Source organism: Ferrovibrio sp. GW821-FHT12F09 (assembly GCF_058806775.1).
Genome location: NZ_JBXAPZ010000001.1, coordinates 616,223 through 639,415 on the forward strand (window position 1 = coordinate 616,223; position 23,193 = coordinate 639,415).

At 65.3% G+C, this 23,193-nt stretch carries 24 protein-coding genes; 19 read left to right on the plus strand and 5 right to left on the minus strand.

The annotated features are described in order from the left end of the window. Positions 1 to 98: 98 nt before the first annotated feature. Together AC1ROB_RS03180 and AC1ROB_RS03185 are read right to left on the minus strand one after the other, a co-directional pair. Positions 99 to 1,805, minus strand: coding sequence for an adenylate/guanylate cyclase domain-containing protein (locus tag AC1ROB_RS03180; RefSeq protein ID WP_492973671.1), 1,707 nt, complete (start codon positions 1,803 to 1,805; stop codon positions 99 to 101). Between the two features lie 9 nt (positions 1,806 to 1,814). Further along, positions 1,815 to 2,486, minus strand: a complete 672-nt coding sequence (locus AC1ROB_RS03185; protein ID WP_492973672.1) for a TetR/AcrR family transcriptional regulator — start codon at positions 2,484 to 2,486, stop codon at positions 1,815 to 1,817. A gap of 209 nt (positions 2,487 to 2,695) precedes the next feature. Here AC1ROB_RS03185 and AC1ROB_RS03190 point away from each other — a divergent pair, with 209 nt between their 5' ends. After that, positions 2,696 to 4,027, plus strand: a complete 1,332-nt coding sequence (locus tag AC1ROB_RS03190; RefSeq protein WP_492973673.1) for a tetratricopeptide repeat protein — start codon at positions 2,696 to 2,698, stop codon at positions 4,025 to 4,027. 21 nt (positions 4,028 to 4,048) lie between these two features. Here AC1ROB_RS03190 and AC1ROB_RS03195 read toward each other — a convergent pair whose 3' ends face one another. Beyond that, positions 4,049 to 4,555 (minus strand): MarR family transcriptional regulator, encoded by a 507-nt coding sequence (locus AC1ROB_RS03195; protein WP_492973674.1) that lies wholly within the window; start codon positions 4,553 to 4,555, stop codon positions 4,049 to 4,051. A gap of 179 nt (positions 4,556 to 4,734) precedes the next feature. On the opposite strand from AC1ROB_RS03195, the gene AC1ROB_RS03200 reads away from it, so the two are divergent. From AC1ROB_RS03200 to AC1ROB_RS03235, 8 genes are all read left to right on the plus strand, one after another. Next, complete coding sequence (locus AC1ROB_RS03200) at positions 4,735 to 5,478, plus strand: methyltransferase family protein (RefSeq protein ID WP_492973675.1); 744 nt, start codon at positions 4,735 to 4,737, stop codon at positions 5,476 to 5,478. A 4-nt stretch (positions 5,479 to 5,482) separates the two neighbouring features. Continuing rightward, positions 5,483 to 6,349 (plus strand): alpha/beta fold hydrolase, encoded by an 867-nt coding sequence (locus AC1ROB_RS03205; RefSeq protein WP_492973676.1) that lies wholly within the window; start codon positions 5,483 to 5,485, stop codon positions 6,347 to 6,349. A gap of 108 nt (positions 6,350 to 6,457) precedes the next feature. Continuing rightward, positions 6,458 to 7,261, plus strand: coding sequence for a trehalose-phosphatase (gene otsB, locus AC1ROB_RS03210; RefSeq protein WP_492973677.1), 804 nt, complete (start codon positions 6,458 to 6,460; stop codon positions 7,259 to 7,261). Beyond that, positions 7,258 to 9,063, plus strand: a complete 1,806-nt coding sequence (locus AC1ROB_RS03215) for a glycoside hydrolase family 15 protein (protein ID WP_492973678.1) — start codon at positions 7,258 to 7,260, stop codon at positions 9,061 to 9,063. Before otsB ends, AC1ROB_RS03215 begins: the two co-directional genes overlap by 4 nt. Next, positions 9,048 to 10,424: an alpha,alpha-trehalose-phosphate synthase (UDP-forming) gene (gene otsA / locus AC1ROB_RS03220; RefSeq protein ID WP_492973679.1), complete on the plus strand. Its 1,377-nt coding sequence runs from the start codon at positions 9,048 to 9,050 to the stop codon at positions 10,422 to 10,424. The genes AC1ROB_RS03215 and otsA overlap by 16 nt, the downstream gene beginning before the upstream one ends. 58 nt (positions 10,425 to 10,482) lie before the next feature. Next, the gene (locus AC1ROB_RS03225; protein ID WP_492973680.1) at positions 10,483 to 11,493 is read left to right on the plus strand and encodes a bifunctional helix-turn-helix transcriptional regulator/GNAT family N-acetyltransferase; all 1,011 of its coding nucleotides are present in this window, start codon (positions 10,483 to 10,485) and stop codon (positions 11,491 to 11,493) included. A gap of 13 nt (positions 11,494 to 11,506) precedes the next feature. Next, complete coding sequence (locus AC1ROB_RS03230; protein ID WP_492973681.1) at positions 11,507 to 12,385, plus strand: DMT family transporter; 879 nt, start codon at positions 11,507 to 11,509, stop codon at positions 12,383 to 12,385. A gap of 79 nt (positions 12,386 to 12,464) precedes the next feature. Then, a complete protein-coding gene (locus AC1ROB_RS03235; protein WP_492973682.1) occupies positions 12,465 to 13,871 on the plus strand; it encodes a multicopper oxidase family protein in 1,407 nt (468 codons plus the stop codon). A gap of 20 nt (positions 13,872 to 13,891) precedes the next feature. Here AC1ROB_RS03235 and AC1ROB_RS03240 read toward each other — a convergent pair whose 3' ends face one another. After that, positions 13,892 to 14,209, minus strand: coding sequence for a DUF1476 domain-containing protein (locus AC1ROB_RS03240; protein WP_492973683.1), 318 nt, complete (start codon positions 14,207 to 14,209; stop codon positions 13,892 to 13,894). Positions 14,210 to 14,433: 224 nt separating this feature from the next. Between AC1ROB_RS03240 and purC the strand changes: the two genes are divergently transcribed. The 10 genes from purC (at position 14,434) to AC1ROB_RS03290 (ending at position 22,393) form a co-directional block, all read left to right on the plus strand. Further along, positions 14,434 to 15,198, plus strand: coding sequence for a phosphoribosylaminoimidazolesuccinocarboxamide synthase (gene purC, locus AC1ROB_RS03245; protein ID WP_492973684.1), 765 nt, complete (start codon positions 14,434 to 14,436; stop codon positions 15,196 to 15,198). Between the two features lie 91 nt (positions 15,199 to 15,289). Continuing rightward, positions 15,290 to 15,544, plus strand: coding sequence for a phosphoribosylformylglycinamidine synthase subunit PurS (purS, locus tag AC1ROB_RS03250; protein WP_492973685.1), 255 nt, complete (start codon positions 15,290 to 15,292; stop codon positions 15,542 to 15,544). Positions 15,545 to 15,594: 50 nt separating this feature from the next. Continuing rightward, the gene (locus AC1ROB_RS03255) at positions 15,595 to 16,830 is read left to right on the plus strand and encodes a hypothetical protein (RefSeq protein WP_492973686.1); all 1,236 of its coding nucleotides are present in this window, start codon (positions 15,595 to 15,597) and stop codon (positions 16,828 to 16,830) included. A 28-nt stretch (positions 16,831 to 16,858) separates the two neighbouring features. Beyond that, the gene (gene purQ, locus AC1ROB_RS03260; protein WP_492973687.1) at positions 16,859 to 17,554 is read left to right on the plus strand and encodes a phosphoribosylformylglycinamidine synthase subunit PurQ; all 696 of its coding nucleotides are present in this window, start codon (positions 16,859 to 16,861) and stop codon (positions 17,552 to 17,554) included. Positions 17,555 to 17,592: 38 nt separating this feature from the next. Then, a complete protein-coding gene (gene purL, locus AC1ROB_RS03265; protein ID WP_492973720.1) occupies positions 17,593 to 19,749 on the plus strand; it encodes a phosphoribosylformylglycinamidine synthase subunit PurL in 2,157 nt (718 codons plus the stop codon). A 26-nt stretch (positions 19,750 to 19,775) separates the two neighbouring features. Beyond that, on the plus strand, positions 19,776 to 20,006 hold the full coding sequence (locus AC1ROB_RS03270; RefSeq protein ID WP_492973688.1) for a BolA family protein: 231 nt from the start codon (positions 19,776 to 19,778) through the stop codon (positions 20,004 to 20,006). A gap of 37 nt (positions 20,007 to 20,043) precedes the next feature. Beyond that, entirely contained in the window at positions 20,044 to 20,385 is a 342-nt protein-coding gene (gene grxD, locus AC1ROB_RS03275) for a Grx4 family monothiol glutaredoxin (RefSeq protein ID WP_492973689.1), read from the plus strand. 73 nt (positions 20,386 to 20,458) lie between these two features. Beyond that, entirely contained in the window at positions 20,459 to 20,869 is a 411-nt protein-coding gene (locus tag AC1ROB_RS03280) for a ketosteroid isomerase-related protein (RefSeq protein ID WP_492973690.1), read from the plus strand. 7 nt (positions 20,870 to 20,876) lie between these two features. Then, positions 20,877 to 21,497, plus strand: coding sequence for a GNAT family N-acetyltransferase (locus AC1ROB_RS03285; RefSeq protein ID WP_492973691.1), 621 nt, complete (start codon positions 20,877 to 20,879; stop codon positions 21,495 to 21,497). After that, positions 21,494 to 22,393, plus strand: a complete 900-nt coding sequence (locus tag AC1ROB_RS03290; protein WP_492973692.1) for a carbon-nitrogen hydrolase family protein — start codon at positions 21,494 to 21,496, stop codon at positions 22,391 to 22,393. Before AC1ROB_RS03285 ends, AC1ROB_RS03290 begins: the two co-directional genes overlap by 4 nt. 124 nt (positions 22,394 to 22,517) lie before the next feature. Here the strand turns inward: AC1ROB_RS03290 and AC1ROB_RS03295 are convergent, their stop codons facing one another. Further along, complete coding sequence (locus AC1ROB_RS03295) at positions 22,518 to 23,111, minus strand: flavodoxin family protein (RefSeq protein WP_492973693.1); 594 nt, start codon at positions 23,109 to 23,111, stop codon at positions 22,518 to 22,520. Between the last annotated feature and the right edge of the window lie 82 nt (positions 23,112 to 23,193).

Here is a 23,193-nt window from a genome sequence, read left to right on the forward strand (position 1 = left end):
CGGGCCTGGGGCCCTGGCCGGCTTTCATGCGCCATCGTGCATAATGACTGGCGGAAGGTAAAGTTCCGCCTCTGTTACCCGGACGGCGGGTTTTGCCGTCAGGCCGGCTCGGTCGCCCCGATCCGGGTCGCCACCAGCACGCTCAGGGTCTCGGATTTGCCACGCAGGGCGACGGTCTCGCGCTGCCAGACCATGCCCTGCAGGGCGGCGGCGCCAGCGCGCTCGGCCACCTCGGCCGACACCACCAGCTCGGCGCCGAAATCCTTGGTGGCGCTTTCCAGCCGGCTGGCGGTGTTGACCGCATCGCCCACCGCGGTCAGATGCATGGCGCTGCCATGGCCCATTTCGCCGACGATGGCGGGCCCGCAATGGATGCCGATGCCGATGCGCAGCGTCTGGTCGAGATCCATCTTCAGCGCCTCGTTCAGCCGCACCAGGGCCTGCGACATGCGGCGCGCCGCATCCAGCGCGCGGCGGCAGCCCTCGTCGGGCCCCTCGTCGATACCGAACAGCGCCATCACGCCATCGCCGATGAACTTGTCCAGCCGGCCGCCGGCGCCATCGACGGCTTCGCCCATCGCCTTGAAATACTGGTTCAGCACGAACACCACGTCATAGGGCAGCTTGCCCTCCGACAGTTTGGTGAAGCCGCGCAGGTCGGCGAACAGGATGGCGATGCGGCGTTCGGCGCCCTGGGCATGGCTGGCGACGCCATAGACCGCGCGGGCCGGCACCCCGGCCGGCAGCAGCGGCACGACCGCCATATCTTCGGTCGGGCGAATCTGGCAGGCCAGCCGCACGCCGGGTGTGGCGCGGATGCGGTCGAGCACTTTCTGCTCGGCGGCATCGGCTGGAGAAAGCGTTTCGGCGCCGGGTCCGGTGACGCGCACGCGGCAGGTCGAACAGCGGCCCTGGCCACCGCAGACGGAGGCATGGGCATAGCCGATGGCGCGGCTCGCCTCCAGCACGGTGATGGCGCCGGCCTGGCCGCGGAAGCGGCGGCCATCGGGATAACTGATGGTGATGCTGCCGCGCCGGCGCTGCAGCAGGGCGATCATGCCGCGACCGAGCAGGCCGGCGGCCAGCAGCGCGATCATGGTCAGGTATGCGACCTCGACGGCATTGCGGCCAAAGTCGTTGGCGATCTGGCCCGGCCAGTTCAGCGTGCCGCGGAACTGCTCCAGCCAGTCGGGTTCCTGCATCGCCAGCAGCACGGCGCGGCCGCCCGAGAGATAGCCCATGGTGGCCAGCATCGGCAGCACCAGCGCCACCGCATAGAGCAGCGGCGACAGTTTCTCGAAGAAGGGCTTCAGCCGCAGCCAGTAATAGACACCGATGCAGCCATGGCCCCAGGCGATCAGGATCAGGATATTCTGCCGCAGGCCGATCAGCGGTTCCTGTACGAACTGCACGATCAGCACATAGGCGTAACTGTCGTTCATGCCGAAGGCGGAATTCAGCGCGCGCGTGCCGACGATGTGGTCGACCACCAGCGGCGGCACCAGGATGCCGAGGCTGATCTGCATCCAGCCCTGCCAGGCGATGCCGCGGTAATGGCCGCGCCGCAGCCAGTTATACAGTGCCAGCAGCGGATGCAGGATCGCGGCGGCATAGAGCACCACGGTGCCCGGCCAGCTGCGCCAGATGAATTTGAACAGCACCGAGCCGCCATCCATCGCGCCCAGCGATACGATGCCCAGCATGTGATTGATCAGATGCGTGGTGAGGAAGACAAAGAGGATCAGGCCGGTCGTCAGCTTGGTCCGGCTGTAGATGTCCTCGAAACGCGGGCTTCCCCCTGCCATGGCGGCAGACTAGGCGGGCAGCGCCACCGCGTCCAGCGGGTCGGATTTCACAGACGCGGGATCGGGCAGCTGGGGTGCGAACAGCAGTTCGAGATAGTTGCGGTAATGCCGCCACTGCGCCGCGATGACGGTGGAATCGCGCTGCACCTTCGACAGGATGAAGGCGCCTTCCGGCAGCACCAGGCTCATCTCGGCCAGCGTCTTCGCCTGCACGGGCAGGCGCGGCGGATACAGCGCCATCACCGCTTCCAGCTTGCCGCCGATCCGCGTCGTCCAGTTGCGGAAGACCTGCCGCAGCACGTCCAGCGTGGCCGCGTCGAACATCTGCGCCTCGTAGATGAAGGAGGCGTAGAGGCAGCCGGGGAAGGGTGCGGTCAGCTGCGCCATCTCCTCCTCATAGAGTCCGATGCAGATCAGCAGCTGCTGCAGCGGGTCGCGGCTTAAGGCTTCGGCGCGGTCGAGATTGCGTTCCAGATGCGCGGCATCCAGCGCTGCATCGCGTTGCACCAGCGCCAGCGCCAGATCGCTTTTGGTCTTGAAATGGTAGAAGAAGGCGCCCTTGGTCAGGCCGGCCCGGGCGATCACCGCATCCACCGCCGTGGCGGCATAGCCGGTCTCCAGGATCAGCGCCTGGGCGGCATCCATGATGGCCGTACGGGTGGCGGTGCCGTCGCGGGGCATATTCAATCTCCTGACCTGAAATCTAAGGTAACAGACCGCCTGGTCGGTTCACAAGCCTGTGAGGTTTCTCGGCAGTAACTGAAATATATGAAACAAATCAAAGAAAAGGACCCTCATTTAGAGTTGCTCCAGCCAGGCTGCGTATACCTTGACGCGATCTCCCCTTCGTAACTATACCGACCAGTCTGTTTTGAAGTCGGAGACCAATCATGCTGAAGGATCAATACGGCCAGCCCCTGAGCGGCGCCAATGCCGCCGCGCTCGGCCCTTACGAACAGGCCGTGGCCCAGTTCAACGGCTATATCGGCAACCCGCTGGAAACCGCAGAGGCCGCGATTGCGGCGGCGCCGGATTTCGCCATGGCGCATCTGCTGCGCGCCCATCTTTTCCTCTCCGGCATGGAGGCCGCCGGTCTCGCCCCGGCCCGCAGCGGCCTGGAAACCGCGCGCGGTCTGGCGCAGACCGCGCGCGAGCTTGGCCATCTGGCGGCTGCCGAGGCCTGGGTGCTGGGGCGGTTCGAGGCGGCGTCGGAACTCTTCGACCGCATCATGCTCGATCATCCGCGCGATCTCGTGGCGCTGCAGATGGGCCATCTGCTCGATTACTACCGCGGCGATGCGCGCAACCTGCGCGACCGCGTGCTGCGCGTGCTGCCGGCCTGGACCGCGGCGATGCCGGGCCATCATGCGGTGCTCGGCATGCTCGCCTTCGGCCTGGAGGAAACCGGCGACTACAGCCGCGCCGAGGAGACCGGCCGCCAGGCCTGCGCTCTCAATCCGCGCGATGGCTGGGCCCATCATGCGGTGGCGCATGTGATGGAGATGCAGGCGCGCGTCGATGACGGCATCCGCTGGGCGCGCGAGCGCCAGGCCGACTGGGCGAACGACAACATGCTCGCCATCCATAACTGGTGGCATATGACGCTGATGCATCTCGAACGCGACGAGCATGCCGACGTGCTGGCGCTTTACGACACCGTGATCCGCGGCAGCAATTCAGCCGTCGTGCTCGACATGATCGATGCCTCGGCCATGCTGTGGCGCCTGCATCTGCGCGGCGTCGATGTCGGTGCGCAGCGCTGGACCGAGATCGCCGAGGCCTGGGCACCGCTGTCGAAGGACGGTTTCTATGCCTTCAACGACATGCATGGCCTGCTCGCCTTCATCGGCGCCGGCCGCCGCGATCTGGTCGAGCGGCAGCTCGACACCATCCGCTATGCCGCCTTCGATGCCAGCGGCATCAGTAACGCGGCGATGAGTGCGCAGGTCGGCCTGCCGGTGGCGGAAGCGCTGGTGGCTTTTGGCGAAGGTCGCTATCGCGACTGCATCGCCCTGCTGCGTCCGGTGCGCACCATCGCCAGCCGCTTCGGCGGCAGCCATGCCCAGCGCGACCTGCTTGATCTCACCCTGATTGAGGCGGCGCGGCGCGCCAACGACCGCACGCTGCTGCGCGCGCTCAGCGCCGAACGCCTGCATGCCCGGCCGCAGAGTCCGCTGGCCCTGCGCTACTTCGCCCAGTCGGTCGACCGCGCCGCGGCCTGAGGTTCAGAGCGAAAACGCTGCCTAGACCGAGAAGGCCGGGCGAACCTGCTCGGCCAGGGCACGCATGACCGCCTTCCAATGCTGCTCGGCTTCCGGTCCGGCGGCGGCGAAAGCCTTGGCGAAGGCCTGGTATTGCAGGTCGGTCAGCTTGTTTTCCAGGGTCGTGCCCTTGGTGGTCAGCGTCAGCAGCGCCAGCCGGCGATTGGTCGGCGCCGCCTTCTGCGTGACATAGCCCTGCATGACCAGGTCGCGCAGCGGCCGGTGCAGCGCCTGGCGCGACACCGCCAGCATTTCGATCAGGTTGGCGATCGCGATGCCGGGCTGGCGTGCCACGACGTAGAGAATCCGGTGATGCGGCCGGCCGAAGCCCAGCTTGTCCAGCACCCGGCCCGGCCCGGCCACCCCGGCGCGGTAGCCGAGATAGAACAGCGCGATCGTCTCATCGATGGACCCGCCTGCCGGATTCAGCAGGGTCTTGGGATTCAGCAGGGTCTTGCGCGGGCTCGCGGTTTTTTTACTGGCCGTCATGGGGCGGGGTCCGGAAGCGAAGCGGGAGAACCGCAGCATACACCAAGGATTTCAAAGGGCTAGCAGTTCAGGGTGCGGCGGCGGACCGGGGCGGCACTAACCCATCAACATTATTGATATTATCAATAGCATTGATATATGTGCCGGCGTTATCCCGCCTTGCTCTCAGGAGTCTGCACATGTTTGGTCTGCTATTCGCCGGTTTCGCCTATCTCTGCTTCGGCGCGGTTGTCATTGCACTCGCGGCATTTCTCGTTGGCGCGGCACTGCCGCTGCCGTTGCCCATCCATATCGACGCCACGGTCTGGCCGCCGCTCTCATCCTGGCAGGCCGTCGCCGGCGATATCGGCCTGATCGCCCTGTTCGGTTTGCAGCACAGCGTGATGGCGCGTCCGGCCTTCAAGCGGTGGCTGACCGCTACGGTGCCCCAGCCATTGGAGCGTGCGTTCTATGTCCTGATGTCGTCCGTGATGCTGGTGCCGCTGATCCTGCTATGGCAGCCGCTGCCGGCCATCGTCTGGCAGGCCAGCGATCCGCTCGTCGTCACGCTGCTCTGGGCACTCTATGGTTTCGGTTGGCTGCTGCTGGTCGCCAGCACCTTCATGATCGACCATTTCGAACTCTTCGGCCTGGCGCAGGCCTGGCGTCGCTGGCGCGGCTTGCCGTCGCCCAGCGACGAATTCCGCACGTCCTGGCTTTATCGCTACATGCGGCATCCGATCTATACCGGCTGGCTGCTGATCTTCTGGGCCACGCCGCTGATGTCGGTCGGTCACCTGCTCTTCGCCATCGGCATGAGCGTCTATATCCTGATCGGCATCGCCTATGAGGAACGCGACCTGATCGCGGCCTTCGGCGACCGGTACCGCGATTATCGCACCCGCGTGCCCGCCCTGATTCCCGGCTTCAAATTCCGGGGCTGACGCCATGCCGATGCTCGAAACCGCTACCGGCCGTCTGCATTATATCGACAGCGCGCCCGCGGCCAGCGACGCACCCAACCTGCTGCTGTTGCATTCCAGTGGCGCGTCGCACCGGCAATGGCGGCTGCTGATGGCGCAACTGGGCGAGCGCTGGCGCATCCTTGCGCCAGACCTGTTCGGCTATGGCGGGACGCCGTTGCCGCCATCTCCATCTCAACCTGCTTCGATCCTGCAGGCCGAGATGGAGATGCTCGGTGCATTGCTGCAGCAGGTTGATGGCCCGCTGCATGTCATCGGCCATTCCTATGGCGGCGCCGTGGCGCTGGAACTGGCGTTGCTGCATCCCGCGCGCATTGCTGCGCTGGCGCTCTATGAGCCGGTGATGTTCGCGCTGCTGCGCGACAGCACGGAACAGACGGCCTGGCGCGAGATCGCGGGTATCGGGCAAGGTATAGTCGATCTGGTCGGCGCCGGCGATCTGCGCACCGCGGCCTCGGTCTTCCTGGCCTACTGGATCGCGCCGGGCGCTTTTGAATCTTTGCCCGATGCACAGCAGGCTACACTCGCTGCCGGCATGCTCAAGGTGGCGGCCGAATTCGGCGCACTGCTGCAACGCCATGACGCGCGGCCGGATTTCAGCGCGCTGACCATGCCACTGCTGCTGCTGTGCGGCAGCGACACCACCTGTGCCGCGCGCGGCGTCAGTACCGAGCTGCGCCGCCTGCTGCCCCGCCCTGATTTCCGCGAAGTCGCCGGCGGGCGTCATATGGCGCCCATGCAGCAGCCCGATCTGGTCAATCCGCTGCTGCTGGATTTCCTGCAGACGGCGGCGCTGCGCCCGCCGGCGGGGGGAAAACTGCTCCCCGCCTAAGGAACCCGGACGGTCATCGCACGTTCCTTTTCCCGAGTATTCCCGGGAAAACCGGGCAAACATTTCACCTGCCCGCGCGGTTCGTCCGGGCGGGGGGAAGCCGGAGCGATGACCGACCAGACCACACCTGCGGCGGCGCAGGAGGCGGCTGCCCTGCCGTTGCCGCCCGTGCCGCAACCGAACTGGGCGCTGTTCCTCGATATCGACGGCACCTTGCTGGATATCGCTGACTCGCCCGAGAACGTATCCGTTTCGGATCAGCTGCGCGCCGATCTGCAGGTCGCGGCGCGCCTGCTCGATGGTGCGCTCGCGCTGATCTCGGGCCGCACCATCGATAACATCGACAGGCTGTTCGATCCGCTGCGCCTTGCCGCTTCGGGCCAGCATGGCAGCGAATGGCGGCCGACCCCCAGCGCCAATGCCCAGCCCGTGGTCGAGCAGCCGCTGCCCGCCGGCCTGCATGAGGCGGCGGCCCATCTCGGCAGCCTGCATCCCGGCATCGTGGTCGAGCGCAAGAGCCATGCACTGGCCGTGCATTATCGTCATGCGCCGGCGCTTGGCCCCGAGATCGGCGCGCGGCTGGCTCAGGCGATGGCGGGTCTGGAAGGCCTGATGCTGATGCCGGGCAAGTTCGTCTGGGAGATCAAGGACGCCACCCAGTCCAAGGGCACGGCGGTCGAGCGCTTCCTGCAGCAGCCGGCCTTTGCCGACCGCATTCCGGTTTTCGTCGGCGACGACCGCACGGATGAAGACGGCTTCCGCGCCGTCGAGCAGCATGGCGGCTTTTCGCTCGCCGTCGGTCCGCTGGCGCTGCGCCGCGCCGAGCGCCCGGGCTTCATCGCGCCCGCCGCCGTGCGCGGCTGGCTGTCGGATTTCGTCAAGGCGCAGCCCGCGCCACAGAGGTCGGCATGACGGAAAACCGGCGCAACCTCAATCTTGGCGTCATCGGCAACTCGGTGATCGCCGCGCTGATCGACCGCGAGGCCCGCATTGTCTGGCATTGCGCGCCACGGCTGGATGGCGATCCCGTCTTCTGCGACCTGCTGCAGCCCAAGCTGGAAGACGACGGCGTCTTCAGCATCGCCTTGCGCGACATGGTCTCGACCGACCAGCGCTATATCGAAAATACCGCCGTGCTGGTCACCACGCTGACCGACAAGAATGGCGCTTCGATCCGCATCACCGATTTCTGCCCGCGCTTCAAACAGTATGACCGCACCTACCGTCCGGCCATGCTGTTCCGCCGCGTCGAACCGGTCAGCGGCACGCCCGTCCTGCGCATCCGCTGCCGCCCGCTGTTCGATTACGGCGTGACACAGCCGAGCCGCACGCTCGGCTCCAACCATATCCGCTTCACCGCGCCCGGCGCGGCGCTGCGGCTCACCACCGATGCGCCGATCGCCTTCATCGAGGCGGAAAGCGAATTCGTGCTTACCAATCCGGTCACCCTGCTGCTCGGTCCCGACGAAAGCTTCACGGCTTCGCTCACCCATATGGCCCGCGAGTTCCAGGAGCGCACGGTGGAATACTGGGTCGAATGGGTGCGCTATCTCTCGGTGCCGTTCGAGTGGCAGGAAGCAGTGATCCGCGCCGCCATCACGCTTAAATTATGCGCCTATGAGGAAACCGGCGCGATCCTGGCGGCGCTCACCACCTCGATCCCGGAAGCCGCCGATACGCCGCGCAACTGGGACTACCGCTATTGCTGGCTGCGCGATTCCTACTTCGTCGTGCAGGCGCTCAATCGTCTGGGCGCCACCAAGACGATGGAGGATTTCCTCCGCTATATCACGACGACCGTGGCGCTCAATCCCGGCGCCGAACTGCAGCCGGTCTATGGGCTCAATCCGGCCACTTCGCTGGAAGAGCGCACCATGCCCGGCCTGACGGGCTATCGCGGCATGGGCCCGGTGCGGCACGGCAATGCCGCGTTTTCGCAGCGCCAGAACGATACCTATGGCTCCATTGTGCTGGCGGTGGCGCAGATGTTCTTCGACCGCCGCCTGCCCCGCCAGGGCGATGTCGCGCTGTTCCGTCAGCTCGAAGGCCTGGGCGAAATGGCGGCCGGCCTGGCGCTCACGCCCGATGCCGGCCTGTGGGAATTTCGCGGCCGGGCGCGCGTGCATACCCATTCGGCGGCCATGTGCTGGGCGGCCTGCCGCCGGCTCGCCCGGATCGCCGGCGTGCTGGAGCTACCCGACCGCGCCGCCTACTGGCGCGACCATGCCGACCGCATCCGCAAGGCGATCATCGAGCAGGCCTGGAATCCGGAACTGAACAGCTTCGTCGAGAGTTTCAACGGCAGTGACCTCGATGCCTCTTTGCTGCTGCTGCAGGAAATCGGCTTCGTGGCCGCCGACGATCCGCGGTTTCTCGGCACCGTCGATGCCATCGGCAGGCATCTGAAACGCGGCAGCCATCTGATGCGCTATGTGGCGCCCGACGATTTCGGCCTGCCGCACAATGCCTTCTCGATCTGCACCTTCTGGTATGTCGATGCGCTGGCCGCCGTCGGCCGCCGTGACGAGGCGCGCGAGATTTTCGAGGGCCTGCTGGCCTCCCGCAACCACCTGGGCCTTCTCTCGGAAGACCTGGATACGCAGACAGGTGAGCTATGGGGCAATTTCCCGCAGACCTACTCGATGGTTGGATTGATCGTTTGCGCCATGCGACTGTCCAAAAGCTGGGAGGAGGCGTTTTGGCGCGGCTCGTAATCGTTTCGAACCGCGTTGCCATGCCGCGTGAACGCCTGGGCCGCGCCGGTGGCCTGGCGGTGGCATTGAAAGAGTCGCTGCAGCAGCATGGCGGCCTGTGGTTCGGCTGGAGTGGCGAGGTGGCGGATGCGCCGTCCGAGACGCCGCGCCGCGCCAGCCAGGGCCGGGTGAACTATGCCGTGCTCGATCTCTCGCCGGCCGAGCACAAGGGTTTCTATCTCGAATTCGCCAATGCCACGCTGTGGCCGCTGTGCCATTACCGTCTCGGCCTGATCGATTTCCACCGCTCGTCCTGGGACGCCTATCTGGCGGTGAATGCGCGCTTCGCCGAACAGCTGGTGCCGCTGCTCAAGCCCGATGACGTGATCTGGATTCACGATTACCACTTCATCCCGCTGGCGGCCGAACTGCGCCGGCGCGGCGTCACCAATCGCATCGGCTTCTTCCTGCATATTCCCTTCCCGGCGCCCGAGGTGCTGGCGGCGTTGCCGGGCCATGAGCGGCTGGTGCGCGATCTCTGTGCCTACGATCTGGTTGGTTTCCAGACCCAGAGCGACGTGCGGGCGCTGACCGAATACATCCTGCATGAAGCCAATGGCACGGTCGGCGACGATGGCCGCGTGGCCGCTTACGGCCGCGAGCTGCGGGTCGGCGCCTTTCCCATCGGCATCGACACCGAAGACTTCGCCACCATCGCGGCCAAGGAAGCCAGCAGCGAAGAGACCCGTCGCCTGGTCGACAGTCTGGCTGGCCGCCGGATGGTGATCGGTGTCGACCGCCTGGATTACTCCAAGGGCATCCCGCAGCGTTTCGAGGCCTTCCACCATCTGCTGGCCAACCGCGCCGAGCATCGCGGCAAGGTGACCTTCATGCAGATCGCGCCGATCTCGCGCGGCGAGGTGGCGCAGTATCGCAAGCTGCGCAGCGAACTGGATGGCCTGACCGGTCGCATCAACGGCAAATTCGCCGAGTTCGACTGGGTGCCGGTGCGGTATCTCAATAAGTCGTTTTCCCGCAATTCCCTGGCCGGCTTCTACCGCCATGCCAAGGTCGGCCTGATCACGCCGCTGCGCGACGGCATGAACCTGGTGGCCAAGGAATATGTCGCCGCTCAGGATCCCGACGATCCCGGCGTGCTGGTGCTGTCGCGCTTCGCCGGCGCGGCGCGCGAGCTGAAGGGCGCGCTGATCGTCAATCCCTACGACACCGAGCATATCGCCGATGCCCTGCACCGGGCGCTCAGCATGCCGCTGGACGAACGGCGCCAGCGCTGGGAGGCGATGATGGCCGTGCTGCGGTCCAATACCGTCACGCATTGGCGCGAAAATTACCTCGCCGCCCTGCAGGGCCTTGATCAATAGTTGACTAAGTCAAGTATTGCCGGCACAGTGGCGCCGCCCGGCAGGGAGCGGGCGCCTCATGTCGAAATCCTCCGCCGCTGCGCAAAGCCCGGGCGCCGCACAGAAATCCGCATCCCGGCGTCATCAGCCAGCCAACGATCCCGGCCACGAGGTCGAGGCGATGCGTCGCTTCAACCGCTTCTACACCCAGAAGATCGGCCTGCTGGAAGGCAGCAAACTCTACGATCCCTTTTCGCTGGCCGAGACGCGCGTGCTCTACGAGCTGGCGCATCGCGACCGCGTCACCGCCAGCGATCTGGGACGCGATCTCGGCCTGGATGCCGGCTACCTGAGCCGCATGCTGCGCGGTTTCGAAAAGCAGGGCTTTGTCATCCGCAAGCCGGCGCCCGAAGATGCGCGCCAGAGCCTGCTCAGACTCACCGCCGCCGGCCGCCGGGCCTTCGCGCCGCAGGAGGATGTCTCGCGCCGGGTGCTGAGTCCGCTGCTCGAACCCCTGCCGCCGGCGGCGCGCCGCCAGCTGGTCGATGCCATGGGCACGATCACGCGGCTGCTCGGCGACGATGCGCCTGAAAAGACCAAACCTGAAACCCCGGTCGTGACCCTGCGCCGGCACCGCCCCGGCGACATGGGCTGGATCGTCGCCGCCCATGGCCGGCTCTATGCGGAAGAATACGGCTGGGACAGCAGCTTTGAGGCCCTGGTGGCCGAAATCGCCGTGCAGTTCCTGAAAGACTACGACCCCGAGAACGAAGTCTGTTTCATCGCCGAGATGAATGGCGAACCGGTCGGCTCGGCGGTGGTGGTGCGCAAATCCGCCACGGTGGCCAAACTGCGTCTGGTCATCATCGACCCGAAGGCGCGCGGCATCGGCCTGGGCCATCGTCTGGTCGGCGCCTGCATCGCCTTTGCGCGCGCGCAGGGCTACAAGAAAATGACGTTGTGGACCAACAGCGTGCTGACGGCCGCCCGCGCCATCTATGTGAAGGCCGGTTTCAGGCTGACCCATAGCGAACCGCATCCCAGCTTCGGCCAGCAGCTCATCGGCGAAACCTGGGATCTCAAACTGTGAAAGTCTCGCCGTCATGAAAAGCTGGCAGCCGATCGCTGTCGCCGCCGCGGTCGGTGTGCAGATCGGCGCGGCGCTGGTTGCCACCCGCTATGTGGTTGGCGAAAGCGGTCCGGCGACCCTGGCGATGTTCCGCTACAGCATCGGCGCGCTCTGCCTGCTGCCGGCGCTGTATCTGCAGCGGATTCCGATGCGCTTCGCCTGGCGCGATGTGACACCGATTGCCGCGCTGGGCATCGTGCAGTTCGGCATCCTGATCGCGCTGATCAATTACAGCCTGTCGTATATCACCGCGGCGCGCGCCGCCCTGCTGTTCTCCAGCTTCCCGCTCATCACCATGATCCTCGCGGCCCTGCTCGGCCGCGAACGCCTGACGCTGGCCAAGAGCGCCGGCGTGCTGCTCACCATCTGCGGCGTCGGCCTGGCGCTGGGCGAGAAGGTCTTCGATGCCTCCAGCGCCGAACACTGGATCGGCGAGGCCGCCGTACTGCTGGCCGCATTCTGCGGCGCCTTCTGCAGTGTCCTGTTCAAGCCCTATCTGCAGCGCTATCCCACCCTCAGCGTCGGCGCCTTTTCGATGCTGGCCAGCGTCGCCTTCCTCGGCATTCTGGCGATCGGCGAAGGCGCCTTCACCGGCTGGTCGGGCTACAGCCCGAAAGGCTGGCTGGCGGTGCTGTTCATCGGGTTGAGCAGCGGCATCGGTTATTTCGGCTGGCTCTGGGCCCTGCGCCATACCTCGCCGACGCGGGCCACGGCCTTCCTCGGCCTGAGCCCGATCACCGCCGCCCTGCTCGGCGCCCTGCTGCTGGCCGAGCCGCTGACCCTGCCGCTGCTGGCTGGCCTTGTCGTGCTGGTCGCCGGCCTGTGGCTGGCGCTGCGGCCGGACAAGGCGTGAGCATCTCAAGCCTTGCCATGTGGTAAGGTGCAGGGTCTCTGAAGCAGGGCTAAAGTCCGCTCCGCAACAGGAGTCCGCCATGCTGTCACGCCGCGCTTTTCTCACTGCGTCTTATGCCGCTGTCGCCTTTGTCGCGCTGCCGAAAGCGGCATCCGCCGCCACGCTGGATCTTCGCCTGACGCCGGCGGCGACGGCACTGCCGGTGATGCCGGGCCAGCGCCCCACTGGTGTGTGGGCCTACAACAACAGCCTGCCCGGTCCGGTGCTGCGCCTGAAGCAGAACGACCGCCTGCGCGTGACGCTGGAGAACAGACTGACGCAGGACACGACGATCCACTGGCACGGCATCCGCCTGCCCAATGCGATGGACGGCGTGCCGGGCCTGACGCAGAAACCGGTGAAGCCCGGCGCGACCTTCAACTACGACTTCATCTGCCAGGATGCCGGCACCTTCTGGTATCACCCCCATGCCGGCAACCCGGAGCAGGTCGGTCGCGGCCTCTACGGCCTGCTCATTGTCGATGAACCGAATCCGCCGGCGGTCGACCGCGATGTCGCCTGGGTCTTAAGTGATTTCCGTCTGGATAAAGACGCGCAGATCACCGACGACTTCCGCCATCCGATGGATCTCACCCATGCCGGGCGGCTCGGCAATGTCGCGCTGAACAATGGCCGTCTCGTGCAGCCCTTCGCCGTTACGTCTGGCGAGCGCCTTCGCCTGCGTCTGGTCAACACCGCGAATGCGCGCATCTTCGATCTGCGCTTTGCCGATCATGCGCCCTGGCTGATCGCGCTCGACGGCCATCCGCTCGATGTGCCGCGTCCGCTGGGCAAGGACGACCGCGTCATCCTCGGGCCCGGCATGCGCGCCGATCTCATCATCGATGCCGATGGCGAAGCCGGGAAACGCTACACCGTGTTCGACCGCGACCTGCAGGGCCGCGAACACCGTCTCACCGATCTGGCCTATGGCGATGCGAGCGGGCAGAAGAACGAGCGTCCCGCTGTCGCGGCGCTCGCGCCCAATCCGGTGCGCGAACCCGACCTGAAGAATGCCGAGCGCCTGCCGCTGGTGCTGGGCGGCGGCATGGGCGTGCCGTCGCAGATGCAGGTGGATGGGGGAAAACGCATCGACATGCGCGATGCCTTCCAGAAACACCAGATCGCCTGGAGCCTGAACGGCCAGGCCATGGCGGATCATTCCGACCATCTGGGCCACAACCCGCTTTTCGACCTAAAGCACGGAAAGACTTACGTTTTCGAGGTCAGCAACGACACATCCTGGCCGCATCCGATCCACCTGCACGGCCATGTCTTCCGGGTCCTGACGCAGGCCGGCCGGCCCTGGCATGACACCGTGCTGCTGCAGCCGCAGGAAAAGGCGCAGCTCGCCCTGGTGGCCGACAACAAGGGCCACTGGATGCTGCATTGTCATATCCTGGAGCATCAGGTCGCCGGCATGATGGCGACCCTGCGTGTCAGGTAAAATGTATTGAAATCAGCCGTTTAGGCCGAAAGCTGCTTCTTGGCCTCGTCCAGCAGTTCGGCCAGCTTGGCGGTCAGGCGATGGTCGGAGACCTCAACGCCCTTGGCCTTCAGGTCGGCCTGCACCTTGCGGATCACGTCGGCGTCGCCGGCTTCCTCGAAATCGGCTGCCACCACATCCTTGGCATAGGCGTCGGCTTCGGCGCCGCTCAGGCCGATCTGACCGGCAACCCACAGGCCCAGCAGCTTGTTGCGGCGGGCCACGGCCTTGAACGCCAGCTCCTCGTCATGGGCATGCTTCTTCTCGAAGGCGTCTTTGCGGTCGTCGAAGGTGGTCATGGTAATCCTCGGTCACGGACGGTAAGCAACGCCATTATATTGTGGAGCCGGAGGGCCGGCTGCAAGCCCCGGACCCGATTACCCTTTTAATTTCAGAAAACCGCCATTTCACACCCGCAACCTTGGCGATTTTCCTGGCTGAAAACCGCCCCCGGCGGATTGCGATACGATCCCCCTTGCGGTATCTAGGGGCCGAGCTTTCCCTATAGCCGGACAGGTGTGCCATGACGCGCCGCAGACAGGTTTACGAGGGCAAGGCGAAGGTCCTCTTCGAGGGTCCCGAGCCGGGCACTCTGGTACAGTATTTCAAAGACGACGCGACCGCGTTCAATAACAAGAAGAAGGGCACCATCACCGGCAAGGGTGTCCTGAATAACCGCATTTCCGAGTATCTGATGACGCGTCTGGGCGAGGTCGGCATCCCGACCCATTTCGTCCGCCGCCTCAACATGCGCGAGCAGCTGATCAAGGAAGTGGAAATTGTTCCGCTGGAAGTCGTCGTGCGCAATGTCGCCGCCGGCTCGCTGGCCACGCGTCTGGGTGTTGCTGAAGGCACCATGCTGCCGCGCAGCATCGTCGAGTTCTATTACAAGAACGACGAGCTGGGCGATCCGCTGGTTTCGGAAGAGCACATCACCTGCTTCGGCTGGGCCACGCCCCAGGAAGTGGACGAGCTGATGCACCTCGCGCTGCGCATCAACGATTTCCTCTCTGGCCTGTTCCTCGGCATCGGCATCCGCCTGGTCGACTTCAAGCTCGAATTCGGCCGCTGGTGGCAGAATGACGAGATGCGCATCATCCTGGCCGACGAGATCAGCCCGGACTCTGCCCGTCTCTGGGATCTGAAGACCAACGAGAAGATGGACAAGGACCGCTTCCGCCGCGATCTCGGCAATGTGGCCGAGGCCTACCAGGAAGTCGCGCGGCGCCTGGGGATTCTCCCCGAAGGCGGTCCGCGAGACATCAAGGGTCCCGATACGATGCAGTAAAGTGGCGCACCAGAAAAAGCGCCGTGAGAATACCGCGGCGGCCCTGCTAAAGGCCGCCGCTGCTTTTTGAGACCAAGGGAAAGATGATCCGATGAAAGCCCGCGTCCATGTCAGCCTGAAGAACGGCGTGCTCGATCCCCAGGGCCGCGCCATCGGCCAGGCTTTGCATTCGCTCGGTTTTGCCGATGTCGGCGAAGTGCGCCAGGGCAAGCTGATCGAACTCGAGCTGAACGGCGCGCTGGCGTCGAAGCCGAAGCCCGAGATCGAGGCCGCGGTGAAGGAGATGGCGCAGAAGCTGCTGGCCAACACCGTGATCGAGAATTACACGGTCGAGCTGGTGGGCTGAACCGCATGGGGGCTGCAGCGCATCACGCAGGACCGGGCGCAGCGGCAGTAATGCTGCTGCTGGCCGGCTGCGCCGCTGTGCCGCAACCCACCAGCCTGACCGCATTGCCGGCCGACAAGGCCCGCATCGTGGTCTACACCGCCCCCACCTATCGTCCGGTCATCGCGCATAGCGTGCGGGTGAATGGCGCGGATGTCGGCCGGCTCAACGGGCCGAACCAGATCAGCCTGGTGGATGTCGCGCCGGGCCGCCATGAGGCCGATGCGATCCGGGCCGGCCTGCTGGCCGACAAGACACCGCGCGCCAACCAGCAGCGCGAATTGCAGGCCGGCGAGACCTGGTATCTGCGGGTGAACGAATACGGCGTCAATTGCCAGGCGCTGCATCCGGCCCAGGTGGTGATCGAAAGCGGCCTGATCGGCCTGCTGGTCGTCAAGGCGATGACACCGGCCGGCGAGCAGATGCGGCGCTGCGAATATTTCAATCCGGAACTGCAGACCGCCGGCGAGGATCTCGGCCGCACCGCCGTCAACGAGATTGTCTATGGCACGGCCCGCCCGGCGCCGCAGGTTGCGACGGCGCCCGATGCGGCGGGTGAAACCAGCAGCGTCATGCTGCTGGAACAGGTGCAGGCGGAATGGCCGCAGATTCTGCCGGCGCTGAAGCAGCATGCCGCCCGCGACTTCGCGTTCTACGACAGCCTGATGTTCGCCTCGCCGGGCAGCACCAGGATCAACGACTGGACCCTGCTGGCCGTCCGCGCCGACGATCCCGGTTATCTCGACCTGATCGTGCGGGTGTCGGCGCAGACGCTGGATACCAACCGGCGGGTGGCCGCGCCGAACCGCATCATGCGCTATCGCCTGACCTCGAATGCGACCGCCTACAGCGTCAGCGAAGTCTCGGAGCACCGCACCTATACCGCTTCGCTGGACAGCGACGTGACATCGGCGGCGGGTCCGCCGCCATCTTTGCAGGCGGTGAAGGCCGACTGGCCCGCCATCGAGAAGGTGCTGCGCGGACATTTCGACCGCAACACCATCAGCTATGAAATGCAGTTCCGCGCCGACAAGGGCAGCCTGAAACCCTACAAGTATGAGCCGCTCGATACCTGGCCGGGCGCCCGCGCCGGCGAATACGGCATCGTGGTGCGCATCAGCGCCGGCTACAGCGATGAAAGCCGCCGGACGCCGATTTCCGGCACCCGCGACATGCTTTACCAGATGCGACGCACCGAAGACGGCGTCATCGTGCAATCCGTGACCCAGCCAAAGGCCCGGCAGTGATCCCCGCACGGCCGGCCCAGGAGTGAGAATGAAAGCAGCGCTGATCACCTTCCCCGGATCGAACCGCGAGCGCGACATGCGCATGGCGCTGACCAAGGTCAACGGCGGCAGGCCGCCGATTGATGTCTGGCATGGCGACAGCGAATTGCCGAAAGACATCGACCTGATCGTGCTGCCGGGCGGCTTTTCCTATGGCGACTATCTGCGCTGCGGCGCCATGGCGGCGAATTCGCCGATCATGCGCGAGGTGAAGAAGCGCGCAGACAGCGGCACCCGCGTGCTGGCCGTGTGCAACGGCTTTCAGATTGCCTGTGAAGCGGGCCTTCTCCCAGGCGCGCTGATGACCAATGCCGGCCTGCAGTTCATCTGCCGCCAGGTCGACCTGCGGGTCGAGACCACGGCGAGCGAGTTCACGAAGAAATACCGCCAGGGCCAGACCATCCGCGTCGCCGTCGCCCATCATGACGGCAACTACACGCTGGATGCCGATACGGTGAAAAAGCTGGAGGATGCCGACCGCATCGCCTTCCGCTATGCCGACAGCCTCGGCACGGTCGCGCCGGAGACCAACCTCAACGGTTCGGTCGCCAATATCGCCGGCATCTACAATGCCAAAAAGAATGTGCTCGGCCTGATGCCGCATCCGGAAAATGCCACCGACCCGGTCTGCGGCGGCACCGACGGCCTTGGCCTGTTTGAATCGATTGCGGAGTCGCTGTCGTGAGTGAAGCGAAGAAGGCCGTGCAGTATCCGAACGACCTGATGGGCCTGAGCAAGGCCGAATACGATCTGGTGCTGGAGATCATGGGCCGTGTGCCCAACCAGGTCGAACTCGGCATCTTCTCGGTGATGTGGTCGGAGCACTGCTCCTACAAGTCATCGAAGAAGTGGCTCAAGACCCTGCCCACGAAAGCCCCCTGGGTGATCTGCGGCCCCGGCGAGAATGCCGGCGTCATCGATATCGGCGACGGCGATGCCGCCATCTTCAAGATGGAAAGCCACAACCATCCCTCCTTCATCGAGCCCTACCAGGGCGCGGCGACCGGCGTCGGCGGCATCCTGCGCGATGTCTTCACCATGGGCGCACGGCCCGTTGCCAACCTGAACGCGCTGCGCTTCGGCTCGCCCGATCATGCGAAAACCCGCCATCTGGTGTCGGGCGTGGTGCATGGCATCGGCGGCTATGGCAACTGCGTCGGCGTGCCCACCGTGGCCGGCGAGGTGAATTTCCACCCGAGCTACAACGGCAACATCCTGGTCAATGCGATGACCGTGGGTCTGGCCAGGGCCGACAAGATTTTCTATTCGGCCGCCGCCGGCCTCGGCAATCCGGTCGTCTATGTCGGCTCCAAGACCGGCCGCGACGGCATCCATGGCGCCACCATGGCCTCGGCCGAGTTCACCGATGACTCGGAAGAAAAGCGTCCCACCGTGCAGGTCGGCGACCCCTTCACCGAGAAGCTGCTGATCGAAGCCTGCCTCGAGCTGATGGACACCGACACCATCGTCGCCATCCAGGATATGGGCGCCGCCGGCCTCACCTCGTCATCCTTCGAGATGGCGTCGAAGGGCGGCATGGGCATCAATATCGATCTCGACAAGGTGCCGGCCCGCGAAACCGGCATGACGCCGTTTGAATTCATGCTCTCCGAAAGCCAGGAGCGCATGCTCATTATCCTCAAGCCGGGCAGCGAGCCGCAGGCCGAGGCGATCTTCAAAAAGTGGGAACTCGATTTCGCCGTGATCGGTCATCTCACTGATACTGGCCGCATGGTGCTGCGCTTCAATGGCGAGCAGGTCGGCGATCTGCCGATCGACCCGCTGGCGGCGGCGTCGCCGGAATATGACCGTCCCTGGGTGAAGACCCCGCCGCAGAAGCCGCTCGGCCGCGTCAATCATCCGCTGCCGTTTGTCGAGGCGCTGGGCAAGCTGATTGCGGCGCCCGATATGGCCTCGCGCCGCTGGATCTGGGAGCAGTATGATCATCTGGTGCGCGGCGACACCGCGCAGATCCCCGGCGGCGATGCCGCTGTCGTGCGCGTCGAGGGCCATGCCACCAAGGCGCTGGCCATGACCACCGACTGCACGCCGCGCTATGTGTTTGCCGATCCGGTCGAGGGCGGCAAGCAGGCGGTGGCCGAAACCTGGCGCAACATCACCGCCGTTGGTGGCCGTCCGCTGGCGATCACCGACAACATGAATTTCGGCAACCCGGAGCGGCCCGAGATCATGGGGCAGTTCGTTGGCGCCGTCGAAGGCATCCGCGAGGCCTGCCTGGCGCTGGATTATCCGGTCGTCTCGGGCAACGTGTCGCTCTACAACGAGACCAACGGCAAGGGCATCCTGCCGACCCCCGCCATCGGCGGCGTCGGCGTGCTGGACGACGTGGCGACGATGGCGACGCTCGCCTTCAAGCTGCCGGGCGAAGCCATCCTGCTGGTCGGCAAGACCAACGGCCATCTCGGCCAGTCGGTCTACCTGCGCGACATCTGCGGCCAGGAAGCCGGGCCGCCGCCGGCGGTGGACCTGAAGGCCGAGCGCACCAATGGCGATGCAGTGCGCCTGCTGATCGGCAAGGGCATGGTCTCGGCCGTGCATGACTGTTCCGACGGCGGCCTGGCCGTGGCGCTGGCCGAAATGGCCATGGCGTCCGGCATCGGCGCCGAGGTCAAACTGCCCAGCGGCGACGCCTTCGAGATCGGTTTTGGCGAGGATCAGGCCCGCTATGTGCTGACCTGCCCGGCCGCCCAGGCGGAAGCCGTGATCGCGGCGGCTGAAGCTGCCGGCGCCCCGGTGGCCAAGCTCGGCCTCACCGGCGGGGACGCGTTGACCTTTGCCGGCCAGGGCACCATATCGGTCGCGGCGCTGAAGTCGGCTCATGAGGGCTGGCTGCCGGGCTATATGGCCGGTAAGAAGTAAGAAATCGGCCAAAAAGGAATACCGCGATGGCGATGGATGCCACCGAAATCGAGAAGATGATCAAGGATGCCCTGCCGGATGCGCAGGTGGAAATCCAGGACCTGCGCGGCGACGGCGACCATTACGCCGCCACCGTGGTGTCGACCGCCTTTGCCGGCAAGACCCGGGTGCAGCAGCACCAGATGGTCTACGCCGCGCTGAAGGGCCGTATGGGCGGCCAGCTTCATGCGCTGGCGCTCACCACCCAGACCCCGTAACATTCCGAACGATATTTCTGGACGAAGGACCAGCGTCATGAGCGAGAAAGAACAGACATTCGAGCGTATCCGCGAGGAAGTGGGCAGCAACGATGTCGTGCTGTTCATGAAGGGCACCCCGGTGTTCCCGCAATGCGGCTTCTCGGCAACCGTCGTGCAGGTGCTGTCGCGCCTCGGCCTGAAGTTCAAGGGCGTGGACATTCTCGCCGATCCGGCGATCCGCACCCACCTGAAGGAATATTCCGAGTGGCCGACCTTCCCGCAGCTCTATGTAAAGGGCGAGTTCGTCGGCGGCTGCGACATCGTGCGCGAGATGTACCAGAACGGCGAGCTGCAGCAGTATCTCACCGAGAAGGGCATCGCCGTCCAGGCGGCCTGATCACCAGGGCGACGTAGAAAATCCGGGCGCGGCCAGCTAAACTGGCCGCGCCTTTTTCGTATTCGGACCCATCATGACCAATTCCGCCGCCAATGCCCTGATTCAGCGCTATTACGACGCCTTCAACGTGCGCGATGTCGAAGGCTTCCTCGCGCTGCTGACCGACGATGTGGCGCATGACATCAACCAGGGCAGCCGCGAGACCGGCAAGGCCGCCTTCCGAAAATTCCTCGATCGCATGAACCGCTGCTACGAGGAAAAGATCGTCGATCTCTTCGTCATGACCAACCAGGATGGCAGCCGCGCGGCCGCCGAATTCACCGTGCTGGGCGTCTATCTGGAATCCGACGAGGGCCTGCCGGAAGCCGAAGGCCAGCGCTACACCCTGCCGGCCGGCGCCTTTTTCGAGATCGTCGACGGCAAGATCGCGCGCATCTCCAACACCTACAACATGACCGACTGGGTGAAGCAGGTCGCGGGTTAAGGCTGGCATGACGGAATCGTCCTCGCCCGTCTGCTACGCCAACCTGAACGTTCACCGTTTCGAAGGCGACGAGCTGCGGGTGCGGCTGGACGATCTCGCCCGCCTGCGCATCGAGGTCTTCCGCGCCTGGCCCTATCTCTACGCCGGTGACATGGCCTACGAGCGCGACTACCTGCAGCGCTATGCCAGGGCGAAAACCGGCACCATTATCGTGGCGACGGATGGCGACAATATCGTCGGCGCCAGCACCGCGCTGGCGCTGGATGAAGAGGCCGCGTATGTGCGCGCGCCGTTTGTTGCTGCCGGCCTCAACACGGCGGAGATTTTCTATTTCGGCGAATCCGTGCTGCTTAGCCAATATCGCGGCCATGGCATCGGCGTGCAGTTCTTCGCGCAGCGCGAGGCCGCCGCCCGCCGTCACGGCTACAGTATCTGCTGCTTCTGCGCGGTGCAGCGGCCCGACGACCATCCGCTGCGGCCCAAGGATTACGTGCCGCTCGATGGCTTCTGGGCCAAACGCGGCTACGCCAAGCAGCCGGCGCTGGTCTCCGGATTCAAATGGCTCGATATCGGCGATACGGCGCAGACCGAAAAGCCGATGGTCTACTGGATGAAGCGGCTGTCATGATCCGCCTCGCCTGCGCGCAGTATCCGATCACCGCCTTCACGCGCTTCGCCGACTGGCAGGCCCATGCGGCAGCCTGGGTCGACCGCGCCGTGCAGCAGGATGCGCGCCTGCTGCTGTTTCCCGAATATGGCGCGATGGAGCTGACATCGCTGCTGTCGCCGGTGCTGCAGCAGGATCTCACCGGGCAGATTGCCGCCCTGCAGGACTATCACGAGGCCTTCGTCGCCACCTGGGTGGCGCTGGCGAAAACCCATGACGTGCATATCGTCGCGCCCAGCATGCCGGTGCGGGTTGATAGCGTGTTCAGGAACCGCGCCTATGTGCTGTCGCCAGCGGGCACCGTGGCCTTCCAGGAGAAGCGGCAGATGACGCGCTTTGAGCGCGAATCCTGGATCATCGATGGCGGCGCGGCGCTGAATGTTTTCGATGCCAGCGTCAATGGCGAACGCCTGCGCTTCGGCGTCGCCGTCTGCTACGACATCGAATTCCCGCTGATCGGCCAGGCGATGGCGGCCGCCGGCGCCGACCTGATCCTGGCGCCGAGCTGCACCGATACGCTGGCTGGCGCCAACCGCGTCGTCATCGGTGCCAGGGCCCGCGCCCTGGAGAACCAGGTCTACACGGCGGTGGCGCCGACCGTGGGCAATGCCGATTGGTCGCCCTCGGTGGATGTGAATGTCGGCTGGGCCGGCGTCTATGCCGCGCCGGATCGCGGCCTGCCCGATGACGGCGTGGTCGCGCAGGGTACGCTCAACGAACCGGGCTGGGTCTGTGCCGATCTCGATTTCGCCGCCCTGCGCAGCGCACGCGACAAGGCCCAGGTCTTCACCCGCCGCGACTGGCCGGGCCAGAGCCTGCCGTCGCTGGATGTGGAAGCCGTCAGTCTGAAATCATAAGAAAGATCGTCACCCTCGGATTCATTCCGAGGGTCCATCTGCATGTTCCGATGCTCGGAAGGATGGGATGGACCCCGGATCAAGTCCGGGGTGACGATCTGTGTGATGGAGGGACCGCGCGTAGTTACGCGTCCACCAGCTCGCGCTTGGCGGCGCCGGCATACTGCTTGGTCACGGTGGCGACGCGTTCGCCGAGGCGACGCGCGGTTTCCAGGTCGCTGGCGATCGGGCCCTTGTCCGGGCCTTCATCGGCATTCGACTGCGCCATGGCGCCGAGGAAGCTGCCCAGGCGATTGAGGTCTTCCACGCTGCCCTTGGAATTGTTGTTGCCCGGCAGGATGTCGAGGCCGACCCAGATCATGCCGTGTTGTGCAGCGAAGGTTGTCAATTGAACAAGCGTGTTGAACTTGTCGCCCGACTGCGAGGCCGAGTTGGTGAAGCCGGCGGCGATCTTGTTGGCCCAGCCGCGGCCGTACCAGACCTGCGAGGTGAAATCCATGAAGGTTTTGAACGGGCCGGAGACGCTGCCCATATAGGTGGGCGAGCCGAAGATGATGGCATCGGCGGCGGTGATCTCGGCGATGCGCGCCTCACCCTCGGCCACCGGGACCAGCACGGCCTTGGCGCCGCTGACCCGGGCAACGCCCTCGGCCACGGCTTCCGCCTGTTTCTGGGTATGGCCGTAGCCGCTGTGATAGACGATGGCAACCTGGGTCATTGGAGTAAGTCCTTGCAGGAATAGGGAATTTCTAAGTCACCTGAAGCATGTTGGTTACTTCAGGTGACCATTAATATGACCC

Bases quoted from the DNA above. Each gene is read 5' to 3' on its own strand.
- AC1ROB_RS03180 (WP_492973671.1), bottom strand. From the start codon at position 1,805: ATGGCAGGGGGAAGCCCGCGTTTCGAGGACATCTACAGCCGGACCAAG.
- AC1ROB_RS03185 (WP_492973672.1), bottom strand. From the start codon at position 2,486: ATGCCCCGCGACGGCACCGCCACCCGTACGGCCATCATGGATGCCGCC.
- AC1ROB_RS03190 (WP_492973673.1), top strand. From the start codon at position 2,696: ATGCTGAAGGATCAATACGGCCAGCCCCTGAGCGGCGCCAATGCCGCC.
- AC1ROB_RS03195 (WP_492973674.1), bottom strand. From the start codon at position 4,555: ATGACGGCCAGTAAAAAAACCGCGAGCCCGCGCAAGACCCTGCTGAAT.
- AC1ROB_RS03200 (WP_492973675.1), top strand. From the start codon at position 4,735: ATGTTTGGTCTGCTATTCGCCGGTTTCGCCTATCTCTGCTTCGGCGCG.
- AC1ROB_RS03205 (WP_492973676.1), top strand. From the start codon at position 5,483: ATGCCGATGCTCGAAACCGCTACCGGCCGTCTGCATTATATCGACAGC.
- otsB (WP_492973677.1), top strand. From the start codon at position 6,458: ATGACCGACCAGACCACACCTGCGGCGGCGCAGGAGGCGGCTGCCCTG.
- AC1ROB_RS03215 (WP_492973678.1), top strand. From the start codon at position 7,258: ATGACGGAAAACCGGCGCAACCTCAATCTTGGCGTCATCGGCAACTCG.
- AC1ROB_RS03225 (WP_492973680.1), top strand. From the start codon at position 10,483: ATGTCGAAATCCTCCGCCGCTGCGCAAAGCCCGGGCGCCGCACAGAAA.
- AC1ROB_RS03230 (WP_492973681.1), top strand. From the start codon at position 11,507: ATGAAAAGCTGGCAGCCGATCGCTGTCGCCGCCGCGGTCGGTGTGCAG.
- AC1ROB_RS03235 (WP_492973682.1), top strand. From the start codon at position 12,465: ATGCTGTCACGCCGCGCTTTTCTCACTGCGTCTTATGCCGCTGTCGCC.
- AC1ROB_RS03240 (WP_492973683.1), bottom strand. From the start codon at position 14,209: ATGACCACCTTCGACGACCGCAAAGACGCCTTCGAGAAGAAGCATGCC.
- purC (WP_492973684.1), top strand. From the start codon at position 14,434: ATGACGCGCCGCAGACAGGTTTACGAGGGCAAGGCGAAGGTCCTCTTC.
- purS (WP_492973685.1), top strand. From the start codon at position 15,290: ATGAAAGCCCGCGTCCATGTCAGCCTGAAGAACGGCGTGCTCGATCCC.
- AC1ROB_RS03255 (WP_492973686.1), top strand. From the start codon at position 15,595: ATGCTGCTGCTGGCCGGCTGCGCCGCTGTGCCGCAACCCACCAGCCTG.
- purQ (WP_492973687.1), top strand. From the start codon at position 16,859: ATGAAAGCAGCGCTGATCACCTTCCCCGGATCGAACCGCGAGCGCGAC.
- purL (WP_492973720.1), top strand. From the start codon at position 17,593: ATGGGCCTGAGCAAGGCCGAATACGATCTGGTGCTGGAGATCATGGGC.
- AC1ROB_RS03270 (WP_492973688.1), top strand. From the start codon at position 19,776: ATGGCGATGGATGCCACCGAAATCGAGAAGATGATCAAGGATGCCCTG.
- grxD (WP_492973689.1), top strand. From the start codon at position 20,044: ATGAGCGAGAAAGAACAGACATTCGAGCGTATCCGCGAGGAAGTGGGC.
- AC1ROB_RS03280 (WP_492973690.1), top strand. From the start codon at position 20,459: ATGACCAATTCCGCCGCCAATGCCCTGATTCAGCGCTATTACGACGCC.
- AC1ROB_RS03285 (WP_492973691.1), top strand. From the start codon at position 20,877: ATGACGGAATCGTCCTCGCCCGTCTGCTACGCCAACCTGAACGTTCAC.
- AC1ROB_RS03290 (WP_492973692.1), top strand. From the start codon at position 21,494: ATGATCCGCCTCGCCTGCGCGCAGTATCCGATCACCGCCTTCACGCGC.
- AC1ROB_RS03295 (WP_492973693.1), bottom strand. From the start codon at position 23,111: ATGACCCAGGTTGCCATCGTCTATCACAGCGGCTACGGCCATACCCAG.